We start from the raw sequence: 19,154 nt of genomic DNA on the forward strand, positions 1-19,154 counted from the left end.
ACGATGATCCGCCGCCTGATCCGCGACCAGACCGGAGCCTCGGCGGTGGAATTCGCCCTGGTGGCGCCGATGCTGATCGCCCTGGTGCTGGGGCTGGTGGATTTCGGCCAGGCCATGCGTGAGCGCATGCAGCTGACCGCCGCCGCCCATGCCGGCATCCAGTACGCGGCGCTCAATCCCAACAATCTGGGCGGCATTTCCGGCGCGGTCACCGCGTCGGGTTCGATTCCGTCGGCGCGTCTTTCGATCACCACCTCGACCGCCTGCGAATGCTCGGACGGCACTTCGGTCGCCTGTGCCGGCGGCGCCTGCCCGGTCGGCTCGCCCCGGACCTATGTGACGGTGACGGTGGCCGAAAGCTATCCCTTGCTGTTCCATTATCCCGGCCTGGGGACCAGCGTCAGCTTGTCGGCCCAGGCCAGCCAGCGTGTCGAGTAGGGGGGCGGCGATGAAACGGCGCCTGGCCTTCGACCAATCCGGCGCGGCGGCCATCGAGTTCGCCCTGGTCCTGCCGGCGCTGCTGATGATGATGCTGGGCGTGGTCGAATTCGGCCGCGCCTTGTGGACCCAGGGCACGCTGCAATACGCGGTCGAGGAAGCGGCCAGATACGGCGCCGTCGACGACCAGGCCAGCAGTACCGGCGTGGTGACGCGGGCGCGGGCGCGCATGGCCGGGCTCGACGCCGCCGCCGTCACCGTCACCGCGACCCTGGGGGCCAGTTCGGTGACGGTCACCGCCAGCCAAAGCCTGAACTGGTTGGTTCCCGGCCTGCTGCCGGCCGACGCGGTGTCCTTGTCGGCGACGGCGACCCATCCGCGCTGAGCTTTATCGAGGCGTCTTGGTCAACGGCCATTGACCGGATTCATGCAATTCCTTGCGCAAGGCCGTGGCCTTGATGCGGGCGTCGAGATCAAGGGCGGGATTTTCGATCGAGCGGGCGACATGGCGGGTGCGGCGCAAGGGCTCCAGCAACAGCCCATCGGCTTCGGCCTCGGGCGGGTCGCCGTGGGCCGACAATTCGGACAGATGCAGCCAGGTCAGCGCGTCCAGGAAATCGCGTGTTCGGTGCTGGCCGCGAAAGGCCAGGGTCGCCAGGGTGAACTGGGCCATGCGCTGGCCGGACCGGGCCGCCTGATCCAGCAGCGTCAGGGCCCGCCCAATGTCGGCGGGGCCGCCTTGGCCCTTCAGCAACAAGATGCCCAGCACGGCCTGGCCCTCGGGCCAACCGGCCCCGGCCGAGCGTTCGGCCAGCTCCCGCGCCTGGACAGGGTCGGGTTTGACGCCGCGCCCCGCCGCCAACAAGGTGGCCAGCCGCGCCTGGGCTCCGGCATGGCCGCCTTGTGCCGCCTGGCGGTAAAGGGTCACGGCGCGGGGCAGGCTGGTGGGGATGCCCAGGACCTTGGGAACCCTGCGTTCCAGTCCTTGCTGGAAATCGTCGGCGCGGGCGTGTTGCAACCGGGCCAGGTGATAGGCCGAGTCCGCTTGTCCCAAGGCCACGCCCTTGACGCAGAAGGGCGCGAGATCCCAGCTCAGCAGCCACGGCAGGCCGGCATTGCGACAGGCGAAGGCAATGGCGGTCGGGTCTCGTTTGTTGGCGAGATCGACCAGATGGTCCGTCATCGACGAACCCGTCACCTCGGCGGGTTCCCACCGCCCGGTGACGGATTGTGTGGCGACGCGCAACTGAGTGGTGTCGGTGGTCGCTTCGCGCAATTTCTTGGCCGTCTCGGGTGACGGTTCCTGGCTGCCTTGCCGTCCTTCCTTCAGCCATTCCCGGTTGGCCAGGATGGTGTGGGCCATGGCGTGGCCAGCGGCGGACAGTTCCGAAAGAAACGCCTCGGGTGACGGGTGATACCATGCCTGAGCGATCAAGGCCGATGGATCGCCGTCAGCCGCAGCCTTCCTTTCGGTCGCGGCCTCGGGCGGATCGCCCCGGCGAGACAGTTGGGCCAGCCTGACCCAGGTCAGCGCGTCCAGGAAATCGCGCGGGCGGTACTGGCCGCGAAAGGCCAGGGTCGCCAGGGTGAACTGGGCCATGCGCTGGCCGGACCGGGCCGCCTGATCCAGCAGCATCAGGGCCCGCCCGATGTCGGCGGGGCCGCCTTGGCCCTTCAGCAACAAGATGCCCAGCACGGCCTTGCCCTCGGGCCAACCGGCCTCGGCCGAGCGTTCGGCCAGTTCCCGCGCCTGGACCGGGTCGGGTTTGACGCCGCGCCCCGCCGCCAACAAGGTGGCCAGCCGCGCCTGGGCTCCGGCATGGCCGCCTTGTGCCGCCTGGCGGTAAAGGGCCAAGGCGCGGGGCAGGGACGGCTTGATGTGCAGAGCTTCATCAATCTTGTCGATGAACCCGTCATGGAAATCATCGGCGCGCCCATGATGCAGCCGGGCCAGATGATAGGCGGATTCCGGCTGACCAAGGGCCACCCCCTTGGCGCAGAAGGGTGCGTGATTGCGCATCAGGATGAACGGCAGGCCGGCGGTGCGGCAGAGGAAGGCGATGGCCGCCGGTTCGCCCCGCTTGGCCAAGACCAACAGGTTGGGGACCGGGGTACCGCCGTCATAAGGGGGCTCCCATTGCCCGGTAAGGGCCAGCGCCTCGAATTGAATCGCCAGCAGACCGGGCGGATCCTTGGCCGCCCGTTGGCGCAGCAGGGCGGCCGTCGCCGGGGTGGGCTCGCGCAGGCCTTGGCCGTATTCCTTGCGCCAGGCCGCCAGGGCACCGCCGGTGTCAAGCCCGGTCATCCCGGCCCAGGAAAGCTCGGCGACCACCGCGTCGCTCGGACTTTCGCCCCATCTTGCCGATTGCTCCCACATCGCATCTGGATCGCCTGCGGCAGCGGCGGCGTCCTCGGTCGCCTGGCTGAGAATATAGCCGTCGGCGTTGAAGTGTTTGGATTGGGCATGTCCAGCGCTGGAAAAGTAGGGTCAAAACCCCAACGACTATCCAGGCTTTGGTGTTCATCGTTGCTTTCCTCGACGGTTGCCAGTTCTTTCCCAGGTGGGAAGCCCAAACAGGCCTGGCTTGAGTTGAATTTCCCATCCCTCGGAATCAACGCCCATGGACGGCGTATCCCTTTCGTCCCTGCCGGCGCCCCGCGGCAAGGGCACCGTCCGCACCCGTCCCGTGTTGGGGTCCTTGATGTTGGGGGGAACCTCCGATGCTCGGCCGGTATTGGGTTGCCGGCGGTCTTCCGCCGCCGCCAGTTGGGTGTTCATGGCGTCTTCGGTCGGGCCGCCGGGGCGCATGAACCCATCGACCTTCAGATTACGGTCCTGCTGGAACGAGCGGATGCCCTTGAACATCGCATCATCGGTCCAGTCGTCGATGCCGCGTTCCGGCGGAACGTCGTAATAGCCCAGGCTGTTCAAGGCCTGCTTGGTGTTGACGATGTCGTCGGGATCGACCTGATAGTTCGTTCTCATCGGTTCTTTCAGTGCGAAAAAAGACATTGGAGCGACCTTTCAACAGGATAGTGGGGTGCTGTCTGTTCGTCAAACGTGTGTCTGTTGGAAGTTTGTATCCTATGGTTGCGCAATTGCCAGGGAAGATGATCATGCATAGGAAAAGCGACCCATCTGCTTCGGGTGATTCAAAAAAACCGCCCAAGGCCAAACAAAGGTTTGAATCATTAGGGTGGTCTAATTTAATCTCCGTCCCAATAAGCCGACAGGAGCAGGCATGAGGGACCCGGAAGCGATTCGTGACGCCGACCTTGGACAATCCGAGGTCAAGACCACCACCTGTTACATGTGCGCCTGCCGCTGCGGCATCCGCGTGCATCTGCGCGACGGCGAGGTCCGTTACATCGAGGGCAATCCCGATCACCCGCTGAACCATGGCGTGATGTGCGCCAAGGGTGCTTCGGGCATCATGAAGCAATATTCGCCGGCCCGGCTGACCAAGCCCCTGAAGCGCGCCCCGGGTGCCGAGCGCGGCGAGAACCGCTTCGAGGCGATTTCCTGGGACGAGGCCTTCGACATCCTGTCGACCCGCCTGGGCAACATCCGCAAGACCGATCCCCGCAAGCTGGCCCTGTTCACCGGCCGCGACCAGATGCAGGCGCTGACCGGCATGTTCGCCAAGCAGTTCGGCACCCCCAATTACGCGGCGCATGGCGGATTCTGCTCGGTCAACATGGCGGCCGGCATGATCTACACCATCGGCGGCAGCTTCTGGGAATTCGGCGGCCCCGACCTGGACCGCGCCAAGCTGTTCGTGATGATCGGCACCGCCGAGGACCATCACTCGAACCCGATGAAGGTCGAGCTGTCGAAATTCAAGCGCGGCGGCGGCCGTTTCATCGCCGTCAATCCGGTCCGCACCGGCTATGCCGCCATCGCCGACGAATGGGTGCCGATCCGCCCGGGCACCGACGGCGCCCTGCTGCTGGCCCTGATCCACGAGATCATCGACAAGGGCCTGTTCGACCGCGAATTCCTGATCCAGTACACCAACTCGGCCGAGCTGGTGAACCTGAACGAGGAAGCCGACGAGTTCGGCCTGTTCGTGCGTGACGAGAACGTGCCGGTTCGCCCCGACACCTTCGACACCCCCGACCGCATGTGGTGGGACCGCTATAGCGACCAGCCCACCATCTCGCGCACTGCCGGCACCGACGGCCGCCTGATGGGCGAGTACAAGATGCCCGACGGCACGCCGGTCAAGCCGGCCTTCCAGCTGCTGAAGGACCGGGTCAAGGACTACACCCCGGAATGGGCCGAGGGCATCACCGGCATCCCCGCCGCCACCATCCGCCGCCTGGCCCACGAAATGGGCGTCACCGCCCGCGACCAGAAGATCGAGCTGCCGATCTCGTGGACCGACGCCTGGGGCAAGGAGCATGATTCGGTCACCGGCAATCCGGTGGCCTTCCACGCCATGCGCGGCCTGGCGGCCCATTCCAACGGCTTCCATACCATCCGCGCCCTGTCGATCCTGATGACCGTGCTGGGCACCATCGACCGGCCCGGCGGCTTCCGCCACCGCGCGCCGTTCCCGCGCCCGATCCCGCCCTGCCCGAAGCCGCCCAAGGGGCCGCACGCCATCCGGGCCGGCCATCCGCTGGAAGGCACGCCGCTGGGCTGGCCGGCCGAGCCCGACGATCTGTCGGTCGATGCCGACGGCAACCCGCTGCGGCTGGACAAGGGCTTCTCGTGGGAATATCCGCTGTCGGTGCACGGGCTGATGCACAACGCCATCACCAATGCCTGGCGCGGCGATCCCTATCCCATCGACACGCTGTTCCTGTTCATGGCCAACATGGCGTGGAACTCGACCATGAACACGGTCGAGGTCAGGAAGATGCTGACCGACAAGGGCGAAGACGGCGAATACAAGATCCCCTTCATCGTCGTCGCCGACGCCTTCCAGTCGGAAACGGTGGCCTTCGCCGATCTGGTGCTGCCCGACACCACCTATCTGGAACGCCATGACGTCATGAGCATCCTGGACCGGCCGATTTCCGAATTCGACGGGCCGGTCGATTCGGTGCGCGTGCCGATCCTGCCGCCGACCGGCGAGTGCAAGCCGTTCCAGGACGTGCTGATCGAGCTGGGCACCCGTCTGGGCCTGCCGGCCTTCGTCACCAAGGCGGGCGAGCGCAAGTACCGCGACTATCCCGACTTCATCATCAATTTCGAGACCGAGCCGGGGTCCGGCATCGGCTTCCTGTCGGGCTGGCGCGGCAAGTCGGGCGAGAAGTTCCTGGTGGGCGAGCCCAACCCGGCCCAGTGGGAGATGTACGCCCGCAACAACAACCATTTCCATTACGAGCTGCCGCGCAGCTACCAGTATATGCGCAACTGGAACAAGGGCTACCTGACCTGGGCCCAGCGCCATCGCCTGGTGCGCTATCTCGATCCGATCAACATCCATATCTATTCGGAAGTGCTGCAGAAGTTCCGCCTGGCGGCGCTGGGCAAGTGGAAGGGCAAGCAGCCGCCGGATCATCTGCGCGAGCGTGTGAAGCAGTTCTTCGACCCGCTGCCGTTCTATTACGTGCCGCTGGAATGGCAGAAGACCGACACCAGCAAGTATCCGCTCAGCGCCGTCACCCAGCGGCCGATGGCGATGTACCATTCGTGGGATTCGCAAAACGCCTGGCTGCGCCAGATCCACACCCACAATTACATCTTCGTCCATCCGCAGGTGGGCGTGACCGGCGGCTTCGGCGACGGCGATTGGGTGTGGGTGGAAAGCCCGTGGGGCAAGGTCCGCTGCATGGCCCGCTTCTCGGAAGCGACCGAGCCCGGCACGGTGTGGACCTGGAACGCCATCGGCAAGGCCTCGGGGGCATGGGGCCTGTCGGCCGACGCCAACGAATCGAAGAAGGGCTTCTTGTTGAACCACCTGATTTCCGAGGAACTGCCGAACATGGTCGGCGGGCGCCACGTCTCGAACTCGGATCCGGTGACCGGCCAGGCGGCGTGGTACGACGTGCGCGTGCGCATCACCAAGGCCGAAGCCGGCGAGCCACAGGAAAGCTGGCCGCAATTCGCCACGCTGCCCCAGGTGCCGGGCCAGACCGGTTTTACCGCCAAGGTCCGGGCCTTCTTCGCCGGCAAGGGAGGGCGCTGAGCATGTCGGACAAGCAACTCGCCCTGGTCATCGACCTCAATGTTTGCGTCGGCTGCCATGCCTGCGTGACCTCTTGCAAGGAATGGAACACCTCGGGCTGGGCCGGCCCGCTGACCGATCTTTCGCCCTATGGCGGCGATCCCAAGGGGGTATTCTTCAACCGCGTCCAGACCTTTGAATGCGGCACCTTCCCCAACACCGAGACGGTGCATTTCCCCAAATCGTGCCTGCATTGCGAGGAACCGCCCTGCGTGCCGGTCTGCCCGACCGGCGCGTCCTACAAGCGTGAATCCGACGGCATCGTCCTGGTCGATTACGACAAGTGCATCGGCTGCAAATATTGTTCGTGGTCGTGCCCCTATGGCGCCCGCGAGTTCGACGAGGTCCAGGGCGTGATGAAGAAATGCACCCTGTGCGTCGATCGCATCTACGACACCTCGATCCCGGAAGACCGCCGCAAGCCGGCCTGCGTGCTGGCCTGCCCGCCGTCGGCCCGCATCTTCGGCGACATCAAGGACCCCGAGTCCGAGGCGTCGAAGGCGATCCGCGAGAATGCCGGCTTCCAGTTGATGCCGGAATGGGGCACCCAGCCGGCCAACCATTACCTGCCGCGCCGCAAGACCGCCATGCGTCTGCACGAGGACGAGCTGGTCCGCGCCGACAACCCGCTGAAGCTGGAAGCCGAGCTGCCCAAGCCCGCCTTCAGCTCGCCCACCGTCGACGAAATGTCGAGCTGGTAAGAGGAGAGGAACATCATGCGTCCCGCTTTTTCCGTCCTCTTCCTCACCACCCTGATCGGCGCTGGCCAGGGTCTTCTGATCGCCCTGGTCACCGGCCAGTGGTACTTCGTCATCGGCACCGGCGCCGCCCACGAGACCGGCAAGTTCTATGGCATCGGCGCGGCGGTCTCGGTCGCCTTGCTGGCCGCCGGCCTGGTCGCCTCGATCTTCCACCTGGCCAACCCGCAGCGCGGCTGGCGGGCGGCGACCCGGTGGCGCACCAGCTGGCTGTCGCGCGAGGTGATCGTGCTGCCGGCGGTCATGGGCCTGGCCTTCCTGTACGGGGTGACCCACTGGTTCGACTTCAATCCGGTGCTTTATACCTTCGGCAACCAGAAGTCCCTGGACCTGACCATGAGCGTCGGCTTCCTGGCCGCTGGCGCCGCCGGATTGCTGTTCATCTGCACCGGCATGATCTATGCCTGCGTCAAGTTCATCCGCGAGTGGGGCAGCTTCTGGACGGTGATCAACTACACCCTGATGGGGCTGTCGTCGGGCTTCGTGCTGGCGGCGGCCTATACCGGGGCCAGCGGCTCGCCGTTGTTCGGCCTGCTGGCCGGGCTGGGGCTGATCCTGACCGGGCTGGGGCTGGCGACCAAGCTGTTCCATCTGTGGCGCAACACCCGCCTGAAGCCCAAATCGACGATGAAAAGCGCCATCGGAATCCATCATCAGCAGATTCGCCAGGTGACCCAGGGCTTCCTGGGGTCGTCGTTCAACACCACCGAGTTCGTCGCCCCCGGCGGGGCGGATGCGGTGCGCGCCCTGAATCTGGCCGGTCTGCTGGCCGGTTTCGTGCTGCCGATTCTGCTGCTGGCCCTGGGCTGGAGCCATGGCGAGCCGCCGCTTCTGTGGATCGCGGTGGCCATCCAGTATGTCGGCCTGCTGGCCGAGCGCTGGGCCTTCTTCGCCGGCGGCAACCATGTGCAGAACCTTTACTACCAGCGCATGGCGTGAAAGGCGCTTTGCCCACTTCGCTTGACGTGGGCGATTGGGTAAGCTGAGCGGGCGTCCGGGCAACGGGCGCCCGTTCGCTTTCGGGGGGAGCCGATGACCACCACCACGCGCCGTTCCGTCCTGGCGGGCCTGGCAGCCACCGCCGCCAGCCCGGCCCTGGCCCAGTTCGACAGCGCCATAAAGCCGCAAAGCGACCCGTGGGCCCAGGTCGATCCCTATGCCGATCCCCGGAACGGATTTCCGGCGACCGGGAATGCCCCCAAGGCTGCGCCCGGATCGGCCCCGCCGCAGGGCAATGCGATCTTCCAAGCGGGCGGCTCGGCACCGCCCTTTCCGACCCAATATCCGCTCGAAGCGACGCAGATCGCCATCGGGCAGAAGGATGTGCGCGGGCTGTTGGCGCAAGAAGGTGGGGTTCATCCCGACCAGCGCCTGCAGCAGGCGCTGGCAGCCTTCTGCAAGCCATTCCTGACAGCTGCCACCCGTCGCAATCTGCCGTGGGAGGTGTTCCTTCCCGCCAGTTCGAACATCAACGCCTATGCCTATGTCGGCGGCAAGCTGTTCTTCTTCGACGGCATTATCAAGCTATGCGACGACCCTTCCGAGTTCGGCGCCATTGTCGCCCACGAGATCGGACATATCGATTATGACCACCACGCCCGGCGGGTTCAGACCGAGACGATGCTGTCCGATGTCCTGGCCAAGCAGGGCGATCCCGGCAACGCGAAGGTGCTGGAGGTCGCGCTGGGCGGTTCGGCGCAAAAGGCGATGATGAGCGGTTGGGGCCGCGAGAACGAGTTCGAAGCCGACGCCAATGCCCTGACCATGCTGGCCAAGTTGGGCATGGACCCGGCGCGGGCGTCGAAGCCGTTTCGCCGCCTGCTGAAGATCGAGCCGCCTGACCGGCAGACCTCGTTGTTTTCGACCCATCCCGGAACGGTCGAGCGGATCCAGCGCCTGGAAGAGGCGATGACGGCCTATCCGCGCCCCCGACAGGCCTTTGCCCCGCCCGGCTGGGATATGCTAAAGGCAGCCTTCCCGACCCCTCCGCAGCTCAAGGCTGTTTGACCGATGACCGATTTCACCACCATCTCCATCGACCAACTGACCGAATTGGCCATACATTGGGGGACCAGCGGCTTCTGGGCCGCCGTCACCCTGGTGGTGGGCTGGACGCTGGCCGGCTGGGCCGAGCGGGCGGTGGGCGGCGGCCTGGCCCGGGTCAAGGTCGCCGACGCCATGCTGCGCGGCTTCTTCGCCTCGCTGGTCCGCTGGGGCCTGTTGACCGTCACCGGCATTGCCGTGCTGGAACGCCTGGGCGTGCAGACCGCCTCGCTGGTGACCATCGTCGGCGCCGCCGGCCTGGCCATCGGCCTGGCCCTGCAGGGCACGTTGTCGAACCTGGCGGCGGGCGTGATGCTGCTGCTGTTTCGCCCGTTCAGGGTGGGCGATTCCATCGAGGCCGGCGCGCTGGCCGGCAAGGTCGGGCAGGTGTCGCTGTTTCACACCCAGTTGGTGACCGGCGACAACATCCAGGTTGTCACCCCCAATTCGGTGGTGTGGTCGGCATCGATCCGCAACATGACCTATTTCCCCACCCGCAAGGTCGATATCGCGGTTCCGTTGTCCTATGACGCGCCGGTCGATGCCACCATCGCCACCTTGCGCGCCCTGCTGGCCGCCGATCCCCGCATCGCCGCCGAGCCGGCGCCTGCGGTGGTGCTGACCAAGTTCGCCGAAAAGGCGGTCGATGTGGTGGTGTCGGTCTGGGTGCCGGTGGGCGACATCGGGACCATCAGGTCCGACCTGATCGCCGCCATCTGGCGGGAATGCAAGGTCGGACCCAGCGCCTGATCAGCCGACGTTCAGCTTGGACGCCAGCGCCTTGGTCAGGTCATAGACGCCACGGCGGATGGTCTCGTCGCCGATGCGATGGTAATTGCGCATCATCTCAAGCCCTTCCCGGCCGGCATCGGGCGGGGCCAACGGCTGGGCGGGGTCTTCCGACAGGCCTGGCCCGGTCTTGGCCGGCAGGTCGTCGAAGAAGAAGCTGACCGGAACGTCCAGGGCTTCCGAGATATGATAAAGCCGGCTGGCGCTGATGCGGTTGGCGCCACTTTCGTATTTCTGCACCTGCTGGAAGGTCAGGCCGACGGCGCGCGCCAGCTCGGTCTGCGACAGGCCCATCAGGGTCCGGCGCAGGCGCAGGCGGGCGCCGACATGCCGGTCGATGGGATCGGGCTCGCCCTCTTCGGTGCGGGCACGGTAAACGCGCTTGTCATTGGTGGGTTTGGTCATCGGCTACCATCACGCGACGGATAAGGATGCATACAATACCCGCCACGGTAATTGCATGCAAGCGCGTGTCCGGCAAGGTACGACTTCAACCTCGACTAATTCCCGGCGGCCTCGGTGTCGGCCCAGCCGCAGCGACGCAACAATTCGGCCATGTGGTCGGGCACCGGTGCGGTGGCGGTGATCGGCGGCTTCTTGGGGGTGAAGGGCAGGCTGATGGAGCGCGCATGCAGATGCAGACGGGGCGCTTCCAGGTCGCCGGTGCCCCGCCCATAGACCGCGTCGCCGGCCAGGGGCAGCCCGATCGAGGCAAGGTGGACCCGGATCTGGTGGGTCCGACCGGTCAGGGGCCGTGCCTCGATCCAGGTCAGGCGCTGGTCGTAGCCCAAGACCCGCCACCTTGTCGCCGATGGCTGGCCCTTGGGATCGACGATCATCCGCCAGCCGTGGCGGCGTTCCAATTTCTTCAAGGGCGCTTCGATCAAGCCTTCGTCGGCCTGCGGGCGCCCGACCACCACCGCCCAATAGACCTTGTCCACGCTGTTGCTGGCGAACAATTCGCCCAGCCGGGCCAGTGCCTTACGGTGGCGGCCCAGCACCAGGCAGCCCGAGGTGTCGCGATCCAGCCGATGCGCCAGTTCCGGCGCGCGCGGCAGACCGAAGCGCAATTGATCCAGCCATTGCATCAAGTTGGCGCTGCCATCGCGCGGACCGGCATGGACGGCGATGCCGGCCGGCTTGTCGATGATCAGCACCATGGCGTCCCGGTACAAAAGCCGGGCTTCCAGGTTCATTTGGGAAACGGTGTCGCCTGGCACGATTGCCCCTTGGCCCGGATGTCGGCGCAAATCTTTTCGGCATTGGCCGGATCGGTCGGCCCGGCGATCAGTCGGTAGGTGGCGCCCAGATCGCCCAATTCGGCCTTGGACACCGTGAAGGACAGGGGAGCCAGATCGGGAAATTCCTTTTTCAACGCCTCATAGGCCTTCTCGGCGTGGATGGCGGTGCCCATCGATAACAGATGCAGGCCGGCCGGCGCGTTCGATCCGGCGGGAATCTTCGGAGCCGACACCTGCGGCGGCGAGGGGATCACCTCGAACCGTCCCGAGACGCCGCCTTCCATGCGGCCGACCGGGCGTCCGCTTCCAGGCTTCTTGACGACCTTCTTGGCAGGCGGCGGCGGTGGTGGCGGCGGCAATTCGACGATCAGCGTTTCGGGCAGGGCACCGTCGGCGATCATCTTCTGCAGGGCCTGGGCTTCGCCTTCCTGCTCGCTCCGGGTGATCAGGCCGGTCTGTTTGAGCCGGTCCAACCTGGCCAGTCCGGCCCGGGCCTGGGCCATATCGATCGGCGCCGCCAGCGTTGTGCGCGGCGCCTTGGCCCCGGGCATCATCGCGTCCAACAGGAAACCCCGCTCGGCGCGGCGGGTTTCGGGCGTGCCCTTGGCGGTGTCAAACAGATGGTTGAAGCGCTTGACCAGGGACGAAGGCGGAGCGGTGGGCCGGTCCAGGCCGGCGGCCGGTGGGGTAGGCACCGTGATCGGCAGCAGGGCGCCCAGATTGGCGGCGCGGCGTTGGATCACGTCTTCCAGGCCGATCAGCCCGTCCTGACCCAGTTGCTTCAGGGCCAGGAAGCGAAGGGCGGCGGGGTCGCCGGCCAGCATCGCCTCGGCCTCGCTCCACGGGATGTCCACCCACGGAAACGGCAGGGCAGAGGGATCGGGCTGTTCTGGACGCTCGGGCGTGATCTGGTCGGGCATCGCCGGCTGCGGGCGGTATTGCAGCGGCTCCAGACCGGGTCTGATGTTGGTCGGGCGCGACTGCATCTCGGCCTCGGCGCGGCTGGTCTCGATCTCTTCCTTGAATTTGGTGCAGCCCGCCGCCAGCGCCGCCAGCGCCACAACAACCACAATTCGGGAACTCGGCCGCATGGGGCGCCTCGGATCGACATCGACTGGCGCCATTTTCCCCGCCTTGACGGGAAGCGCAAGTGATAAGCACCATGGCGCCATGGACCAACGTCTTTCCCAGGCCCGCGCCCTGATCCGCGCCAGCCGACCAGCCGCCGCCATCCACCTGCTGGAACCCGTGGCCGATTGGCCTGCCGTCGCCAGTCTGTTGGCCGGCGCCTATCGCCGCGACGCCCGTTACGCCGATTGCATCCGCTTGGCCGACGGCCATGGCGCCGACATCCAGATGCTGTACGAAAAGGCCATGAGCCTGCTGGCCCTCAGTGACGCCAGGGCGGCGCTGGCGGCCTTCGATGCGGTGCTGGACCTCGATCCGGGGCGGGCGGCGGCGTGGTTCGGCGGCCACGGCCCGGCCTTGGAACTGGCCGGCCCCGACGCGGCGCTGGACCGGCTGGCCCAGGCCAGCGCCTGTGTCGGCGCCAACGGCAAGTACCACGCTTTCGCCTACGGCCTGCTGCGGCTGATCGGCCGGCATGACCGGGCGGCCGAACTGTTCGCCCGTCACCTGGCCGACCACCCGCGCCGCCGCCCGCTGGCCGACGGCATCGACGCGCTGATGCGGCATTTGGCCGCCGATTGCCGGGTGTTCGGCGTTTCGGCCAGCCTGCTGCGCCATGGGCTGGCCAGCGCCACCCGCCCGGGTCTGGTGCTGGAATTCGGCGTCCGACGCGGAACCTCGATCACCCACCTGGCCCACGCCGCCGGGCAAATGGTGCACGGCTTCGATTCGTTCGAGGGCCTGCCCGAGGATTGGGGCTCGGAACAAGCCAAAGTCCTGACCACCGACGCCCAACTGCCCGCGGTGCCCGACAATGTGGTCTTGCACGCCGGCTGGTTCGAAAACACTCTGCCGGCCTTCCTGGCCACCCATCCCGATCCGGTGCGGCTGGTCAACATCGACAGCGACATCTATTCCTCGGCCCGCTTCGTGCTGTTTGCGCTGGCCGAGAGGATCGGGCCGGGGACGATTGTGGTGTTCGACGAAATGATCGGCAACCGCACCTGGGCCGACGACGAATACCGGGCCTTCGGCGAATTCGTCGCCGCCTTCCCGATTTCCTGGCAGGTGTTCGCCGTCAGCCCGGCCACCAAGCAGGTGGCGATCGAGATTCTATAAGGCCGTTCCCAGGATCACCAGACCCTTGGGCCGGCCGGCGGCGACCAGGGCCTGCAGCAGACCGGCCTGGGCATGGCCGAAAATGCCGTGCTGGGCGGCCAGGACCGGGATGTTGGCCGGCTGGCCCTCGAACGAGCTTTGGCAGATGGCGCGGTCGGCCGAGTTCATCGCCCGGCAGGGAAGCGGGCGGGCGGCATGGACCAGGCAGGCGCCTTGCGGCGACAATAACGGGCAGCGCAGCTTGGCCGCCCACCATTGGGCCGGCGACAGCCCTTGGGCCTTGTCGCGCAAGGCGGCCGAGGCCGCTTTGATCCGGCTTTGCGTTTTGCTCGGCAAGCTGGCGATTGCCGTTTGGACCAGGGCGATTTCAGCCTCGGTGGCGCCGACCATCTGGTGGCAGCAGTAGGAACATCCCTTGGCGCAGGCTAGGCCCTTCAACTGGCGGCCCAGATCGGCGGCCTGGGCGGCTTGGACCATATAGGATTCGGCGGCGGCGATGGCGGCTTCGGCCGCGCCCTTCAGGTCGCGGGCGGCCAAGGCCGGGCGGGCGGCGGCGGCGGCCCGGGCCTCGGCCTCGCGGAAGGTCGGCGTGCTCATCAGTGGAAGGCCAGGGCCAGCGCCTCGGTCAGCGCCATCGGTTCGGGCGGCATGCCGGCCTCGCCCAGCGCCTGGGCCAGACCGGCCTGGGCATGGCTGTAGATGCCGCGCTGGACAGCCACCAACGGGATGCGGGCCCCCTCGTCGCCGTCGTGCCAGGCCCGGCAGGCGGCGGCATCGGCCGACAGAACGGCGCGGCACGGCAGCGGGCGGGCGGCATGGATGGCGCAGGCCTGATCATCCAGCAGCGGGCAGGGGACGCGGGCCGCCTGCCATTTTTCGACCGGAAGGGCGCGCAACCGGCATTCGGCCTGCGCCTGACGGGCGCGCACGCGGGCCCGGATGTCGGGGGCCAGAGCCTCGACGGCGGCCAGCACCAGTTCTTCCTCGGCGGCGGTGATGCCGACCACCTGATGGCAGCACCAGTGGCAACCCTTGGCACAGGCGGCCCCTGCCAGGGCTTGGGCCACCGCCGGCTCGCGGGCGGCTTCGGCGGCGATGGAATCGGCCAGGCGGATCACCGCGCGGGCGGCGGCCGGCAGGCCCTTGCCCAGCGCCTTGGCGGCCTCGGCCCGGGCGCGTTCCTGGATGTCGCCGAAGGTCGCTGTGCCGGCCACGGCTAAAGCGCCTCGGCCGGTTCGGGCGGCGTCGCCGCTTCCTCGGGTTCCATCGGCACCAGTCGCAGCCGGCGCCCGTCGGTGCAAAAGCCCAGGCCCAGGCGGCCGTGCTTCAGCTTCAAGGCGTCCTCGCCGAACAATTCGCGCCGCCAGCCGTGCAGGGCGGCCACGTCGGCATTGTCGTCGGCGGCGATCGCCTCGATGTCGGCGGAATTGGCCACCAGCTTGCTGGCGACGTCGTGGGCGTCGCACTTCATCTTCAGCAGAACCTTCAGCAGCTCGACCACCGGGGCTAGGCCACGCGGCAGCTCGACCCGCTCAGGCGGACGCGGGATGTCCTCGGCTGGCATGGCCAGGCCGCGCTTGACCGCGTCCAGCAAGGCGGTGCCCATCTTGCCCTCGACCATGCCCTTGCTCATGCCCCGCGTGCGGGCCAGCTCGTCAGTGGTGGCCGGGTGGTGGGCGGCGATTTCCATCAAGGTCTCGTCACGCAGCATGCGCTGGCGCGGGATGTCGCGTTCCTGCGCCTCGCGTTCGCGCCAGGCGGCCAGTTCCTTCAACACCGCCAGGAACTTCGGGCTGGTCGAGCGCGGCTTCAGCCGCCGCCAGGCCTGGTCGGGCACGGTGCGATAGGTGGCGGGATCGGCCAGTTCGGCCATTTCCTCGCTCAGCCACTCGATGCGGCCGTTCTTTTCCAGCTTGCGCACCAGCTTTTCATAGGCCACCCGCAGATGGGTGACGTCGGCCAGGGCGTACTGGACCTGCTTTTCGGTCAAGGGGCGCAGCGACCAGTCGGTGAAGCGCTGGGTCTTGTCGATGCGGGCCTTGGCCAATTGGGTGGCCAGGGTCTCGTAGCCGACCGAATCGCCGAAGCCGCACACCATGGCGGCGATCTGGGTATCGAACAGCGGCGTCGGCACCGCACCTGCCAGATTCAGGAAGATTTCGATGTCCTGGCGGGCGGCGTGGAACACCTTCAGGACCTTGGGATTGGCCAGCAGCTCGAACATCGGCGCCAGGTCGATGCCGGGCGCCAGGGGGTCGACGGCGCGTGCCTCGTCGGGGCCGGCCAACTGCACCAGGCAGAGCTGCGGGTAGTAGGTCTTCTCCCGCATGAACTCGGTATCGACCGTGATGAAGGGGGCTTCGGCCAGACGCTGGCAGAAACGGGCGAGTTCGGCGGTGTCGGTGATCATCGGCATGGCCGAAGTTGATACACCTCTGGCTGCAAGCCGGCAAGTCGAGCCTTGCGCCACCCTTGACGAAACGGCGCCCTTGTGCCTTTTTCCCGGTTTCGAAATCATCGCGCGCCAGCGGAGTACGGCACCATGCACGCTTACCGGACCCACACCTGCGGCCAGCTTCGCAAAGACGATGCCGGCAAGATCGCTCGCCTGTCGGGCTGGGTGCATCGGAAGCGCGACCACGGCAATCTGCTGTTCATCGATTTGCGCGACCATTACGGCCTGACCCAGTGCGTGGTCGATACCTCCAGCCCGATCTTCCCGATCCTGGAAAAGGCCCGCCCCGAAAGCGTGATCACCGTCACCGGCAAGGTGGTGACCCGCTCGGCCGAGACGGTCAATGCCAAGCTCGCCACCGGCGAGATCGAGATGCAGGTCGCCGAGGCGGAAATCCAGTCGATGGCCGACATCCTGCCGATCCCTGTGGCCGGCGAGTGCGACTATCCCGAGGACATGCGCCTGAAGTACCGCTTCCTGGACCTGCGCCGGGAAGAGGTGCACGCCAACATGATGCTGCGCTCGCAGGTGATCGCCTATCTGCGCCAGGCGATGATCGCGCAGGGCTTCACCGAGTTTCAGACCCCGATCCTGACCGCCTCCAGCCCGGAAGGCGCGCGCGATTATCTGGTGCCGGCCCGTCTGCATCCCGGCAAGTTCTATGCGCTGCCGCAGGCGCCGCAGCAATTCAAGCAATTGCTGATGGTCGCGGGCTTCGACAAGTATTTCCAGATCGCCCCTTGCTTCCGTGACGAGGCCGGCCGCGCCGACCGTTCCCCGGGCGAGTTCTACCAGCTCGATTTCGAGATGAGCTATGTGACCCAGGACGACGTCTTCGCCGCCATCGAGCCGGTGCTGGAAGGGGTGTTCAAGGAATTCGGCAAGGGCCGCAAGGTGACGCCGGCGCCGTTCCCGCGCATTCCTTACGCCGAATCGATGCTGAAATACGGCTCGGACAAGCCGGATCTGCGCAATCCCATCGAGATCGCCGACGTCACCGAACCGTTCCGCGGTTCGGGCTTCGGCCTGTTCGCCAAGCTGGTGGACAAGGGCAGCGTGGTCCGCGCCATTCCGGCCCCGGGTGCGGCCAACCAGCCGCGTTCGTGGTTCGACAAGCTGAACGAATGGGCGCGCGAGAACGGTGCCGGCGGCCTGGGTTATATCCAGTTCGCCGCCGATGGCCCCAAGGGCCCGATCGCCAAGAACCTGGAGCCGGCCCGCGTCGAGGCCATCAAGCAGGCCGCCAATCTGAAGGATGGCGACGCGGTGTTCTTCGCCTGCGACAAGGAATTGCCGGCCGCCAAGTTCGCGGGCCTGGTCCGCACCAAGATCGGCACCGAGCTGGATCTGTTGGAAAAGGACGTTTTCAAGTTCTGCTGGACCGTCGATTTCCCGATGTACGAGCTGAACGAGGAAACCGGCCTGGTCGATTTCAGCCACAACCCCTTCTCGATGCCGCAAGGCGGCATGGAGGCGTTGGAGACCAAGGATCCGCTGACCATCAACGCCTATCAGTACGACATCGTCTGCAACGGCGTCGAACTGTCGTCGGGCGCCATCCGTAACCATCGCGCCGACATCATGATCAAGGCCTTCGGCATCGCCGGCTACGGGCCGGAAGTGGTGGAAGAGAAGTTCGGCGGCATGCTGAACGCCTTCCGCTATGGCGCGCCGCCGCACGGCGGCTCGGCCCCGGGCGTCGATCGCATCGTCATGCTGCTGGCCGACCAGCCCAACATCCGCGAGGTCATCTTGTTCCCGATGAACCAGCAAGCCCAGGACCTGCTGATGGGCGCGCCGGCCGAAGTCGAGCCGCTGCGCTGGAAGGAACTGCACATCAAGCCCGATCTGCCCAAGCCGAAAAAGGAAGGCTGACCGGCCTCAATTTTGTTGCGGTTATTAATCAACTTTTAAAACAATTGTTGCCAATCCCCCCTCTGCCGTTTACGGTGTCCCATCCTGTAATGCGGCAAGAGGGGGTCCGCGCATGGTAGCGGCCTTGAGCGTGGCAGAAAATGGGGTTCGGCGCTTTGCGCTGCCCGTTCTGGCACGCCTTGCCGTCGTGCTGACCCTGATGATGGGCCTTTCGGCCTGCGCCATTCCCCCCGCCATCAGCATCGCCAGCCTGGCCGCCGACGGCGTTCTGTTGGCCGCCACCGGCAAAAGCAAGACCGACCACGGCTTGTCGCTGGCCACCGGCAGGGATTGCGCCACCTTCCGTATCTTCGACGACCAGAATGTCTGCCAAGACGACGTCGTCGCCCAGATCGAGCCGATGCCGGCCGAGGTCGAGCGCGAGCTCGATCGTCTGCGCTCGCCGTCGGTGGCGACCGCCCCGCCGCCGCGTGTCGCTCTGGCGACGGCGTTCGCCGGAACCTCGGGCGTTACCGTCGCCCAACTGACCATGCCGCGTCATCTGTCGTCCGCCGATGTGCGGGGGGCGCAAAGCCGCGCGCCGTCGCCGGTGCCGGTCGCCGTCGCGGTGGCCAGTCCCGGTCCCTTCAAGGTGGCTCTGGTGGCGCCGCCGAAATCGACGGTGCTGCAGCGGGCCGGCTACAAAAGCGGGCGCGCCATCGCCGCCAATGCCGGCGCCAGGTTCAAGGCCGCCAAGCTCACCAAGAAGGTCGCCACCGTTGGTCCGTCGCGCAAGGCCGGCAAGAAGGTGGCGTCATTGGCGAACGGAACGGCCAAAGGCGGCGTGAGCGTCGCCAAGGGCCTGGCCCGGAAGGTTTCGGCGCTGGCGCCGAATCGTGGCGCCGCTCCGCCGCCATTGCCGCCGGTGTCGCGTAAGGTGTCGTCGGCCCAGACCGGTCATGCGGTCCAATTGGCGATGCGCTGACCGCTTTTTTCGAGAAGCCCTAGCAGCCTGTCGGACTTAACCTGACGCCGGGGACATGGCAGAATCGTGGGCACAACAGATCGCCCGCTGATGGATATCCCCCGGCATGAGCAACTTCCGCCAGATTGACCGCGACACCGGCTTCTTATTGCCGCCGTCCATTGA

General features: G+C 66.6%; 18 protein-coding genes. 10 read left to right on the forward strand and 8 right to left on the reverse strand.

From position 1 onward, the window contains the following. Nucleotides 1-3: 3 nt before the first annotated feature. Nucleotides 4-438 (forward strand): TadE/TadG family type IV pilus assembly protein, encoded by a 435-nt coding sequence (locus tag A6A05_RS04515; RefSeq protein ID WP_068497894.1) that lies wholly within the window; start codon nucleotides 4-6, stop codon nucleotides 436-438. Between the two features lie 10 nt (nucleotides 439-448). Continuing rightward, a complete protein-coding gene (locus A6A05_RS04520) occupies nucleotides 449-823 on the forward strand; it encodes a TadE/TadG family type IV pilus assembly protein (protein ID WP_068497896.1) in 375 nt (124 codons plus the stop codon). Between the two features lie 3 nt (nucleotides 824-826). Here A6A05_RS04520 and A6A05_RS04525 read toward each other — a convergent pair whose 3' ends face one another. Together A6A05_RS04525 and A6A05_RS04530 are read right to left on the reverse strand one after the other, a co-directional pair. After that, nucleotides 827-2,743 carry a tetratricopeptide repeat protein gene (locus A6A05_RS04525; protein WP_172822188.1) on the reverse strand — a complete coding sequence of 639 codons (1,917 nt, stop codon included), beginning with the start codon at nucleotides 2,741-2,743 and terminating at the stop codon, nucleotides 827-829. A 216-nt stretch (nucleotides 2,744-2,959) separates the two neighbouring features. Continuing rightward, nucleotides 2,960-3,424: a peptidoglycan-binding domain-containing protein gene (locus A6A05_RS04530; protein WP_068497899.1), complete on the reverse strand. Its 465-nt coding sequence runs from the start codon at nucleotides 3,422-3,424 to the stop codon at nucleotides 2,960-2,962. A gap of 256 nt (nucleotides 3,425-3,680) precedes the next feature. On the opposite strand from A6A05_RS04530, the gene A6A05_RS04535 reads away from it, so the two are divergent. From A6A05_RS04535 to A6A05_RS04555, 5 genes are all read left to right on the forward strand, one after another. Then, nucleotides 3,681-6,578: a molybdopterin oxidoreductase family protein gene (locus tag A6A05_RS04535; RefSeq protein ID WP_068497901.1), complete on the forward strand. Its 2,898-nt coding sequence runs from the start codon at nucleotides 3,681-3,683 to the stop codon at nucleotides 6,576-6,578. Nucleotides 6,579-6,580: 2 nt separating this feature from the next. Next, nucleotides 6,581-7,318, forward strand: coding sequence for a 4Fe-4S dicluster domain-containing protein (locus A6A05_RS04540; protein ID WP_068497903.1), 738 nt, complete (start codon nucleotides 6,581-6,583; stop codon nucleotides 7,316-7,318). Nucleotides 7,319-7,333: 15 nt separating this feature from the next. Continuing rightward, on the forward strand, nucleotides 7,334-8,314 hold the full coding sequence (locus A6A05_RS04545) for a dimethyl sulfoxide reductase anchor subunit family protein (protein WP_068497905.1): 981 nt from the start codon (nucleotides 7,334-7,336) through the stop codon (nucleotides 8,312-8,314). A 93-nt stretch (nucleotides 8,315-8,407) separates the two neighbouring features. Next, nucleotides 8,408-9,382 carry a M48 family metallopeptidase gene (locus A6A05_RS04550; RefSeq protein ID WP_068497907.1) on the forward strand — a complete coding sequence of 325 codons (975 nt, stop codon included), beginning with the start codon at nucleotides 8,408-8,410 and terminating at the stop codon, nucleotides 9,380-9,382. A gap of 3 nt (nucleotides 9,383-9,385) precedes the next feature. Then, a complete protein-coding gene (locus tag A6A05_RS04555) occupies nucleotides 9,386-10,168 on the forward strand; it encodes a mechanosensitive ion channel family protein (RefSeq protein ID WP_068497909.1) in 783 nt (260 codons plus the stop codon). On the opposite strand, the gene A6A05_RS04560 is transcribed toward A6A05_RS04555, so the two are convergent. The 3 genes from A6A05_RS04560 to A6A05_RS04570 form a co-directional block, all read right to left on the reverse strand. Further along, nucleotides 10,169-10,612, reverse strand: coding sequence for a helix-turn-helix domain-containing protein (locus tag A6A05_RS04560; protein WP_068497911.1), 444 nt, complete (start codon nucleotides 10,610-10,612; stop codon nucleotides 10,169-10,171). 95 nt (nucleotides 10,613-10,707) lie between these two features. Further along, nucleotides 10,708-11,403, reverse strand: coding sequence for an RluA family pseudouridine synthase (locus A6A05_RS04565; protein ID WP_068497913.1), 696 nt, complete (start codon nucleotides 11,401-11,403; stop codon nucleotides 10,708-10,710). After that, nucleotides 11,400-12,539: an SPOR domain-containing protein gene (locus A6A05_RS04570; protein ID WP_156520894.1), complete on the reverse strand. Its 1,140-nt coding sequence runs from the start codon at nucleotides 12,537-12,539 to the stop codon at nucleotides 11,400-11,402. Before A6A05_RS04570 ends, A6A05_RS04565 begins: the two co-directional genes overlap by 4 nt. Before the next feature lie 79 nt (nucleotides 12,540-12,618). On the opposite strand from A6A05_RS04570, the gene A6A05_RS04575 reads away from it, so the two are divergent. Continuing rightward, on the forward strand, nucleotides 12,619-13,695 hold the full coding sequence (locus tag A6A05_RS04575; protein WP_068497915.1) for a class I SAM-dependent methyltransferase: 1,077 nt from the start codon (nucleotides 12,619-12,621) through the stop codon (nucleotides 13,693-13,695). Here the strand turns inward: A6A05_RS04575 and A6A05_RS04580 are convergent. Genes A6A05_RS04580 through rnd form a run of 3 tightly spaced genes read right to left on the reverse strand, consistent with a single transcriptional unit; the run spans nucleotide 13,690 to nucleotide 16,111 of the window. Beyond that, nucleotides 13,690-14,292: a YkgJ family cysteine cluster protein gene (locus A6A05_RS04580; protein ID WP_068497916.1), complete on the reverse strand. Its 603-nt coding sequence runs from the start codon at nucleotides 14,290-14,292 to the stop codon at nucleotides 13,690-13,692. The two genes, A6A05_RS04575 and A6A05_RS04580, sit on opposite strands and share 6 nt — an antisense overlap. Beyond that, nucleotides 14,292-14,909 carry a YkgJ family cysteine cluster protein gene (locus tag A6A05_RS04585; RefSeq protein ID WP_068497918.1) on the reverse strand — a complete coding sequence of 206 codons (618 nt, stop codon included), beginning with the start codon at nucleotides 14,907-14,909 and terminating at the stop codon, nucleotides 14,292-14,294. The genes A6A05_RS04580 and A6A05_RS04585 overlap by 1 nt, the downstream gene beginning before the upstream one ends. Nucleotides 14,910-14,911: 2 nt before the next feature. Beyond that, on the reverse strand, nucleotides 14,912-16,111 hold the full coding sequence (rnd, locus tag A6A05_RS04590) for a ribonuclease D (protein WP_068497920.1): 1,200 nt from the start codon (nucleotides 16,109-16,111) through the stop codon (nucleotides 14,912-14,914). Nucleotides 16,112-16,237: 126 nt separating this feature from the next. On the opposite strand from rnd, the gene aspS reads away from it, so the two are divergent. Further along, nucleotides 16,238-18,025, forward strand: a complete 1,788-nt coding sequence (gene aspS, locus A6A05_RS04595) for an aspartate--tRNA ligase (RefSeq protein WP_068497922.1) — start codon at nucleotides 16,238-16,240, stop codon at nucleotides 18,023-18,025. Between the two features lie 124 nt (nucleotides 18,026-18,149). Then, nucleotides 18,150-18,989, forward strand: coding sequence for a hypothetical protein (locus A6A05_RS04600; RefSeq protein WP_156520896.1), 840 nt, complete (start codon nucleotides 18,150-18,152; stop codon nucleotides 18,987-18,989). Nucleotides 18,990-19,154 lie beyond the last annotated feature (165 nt).

It is taken from the genome of Magnetospirillum moscoviense, from assembly GCF_001650635.1.
Lineage (GTDB): Bacteria > Pseudomonadota > Alphaproteobacteria > Rhodospirillales > Magnetospirillaceae > Magnetospirillum > Magnetospirillum moscoviense.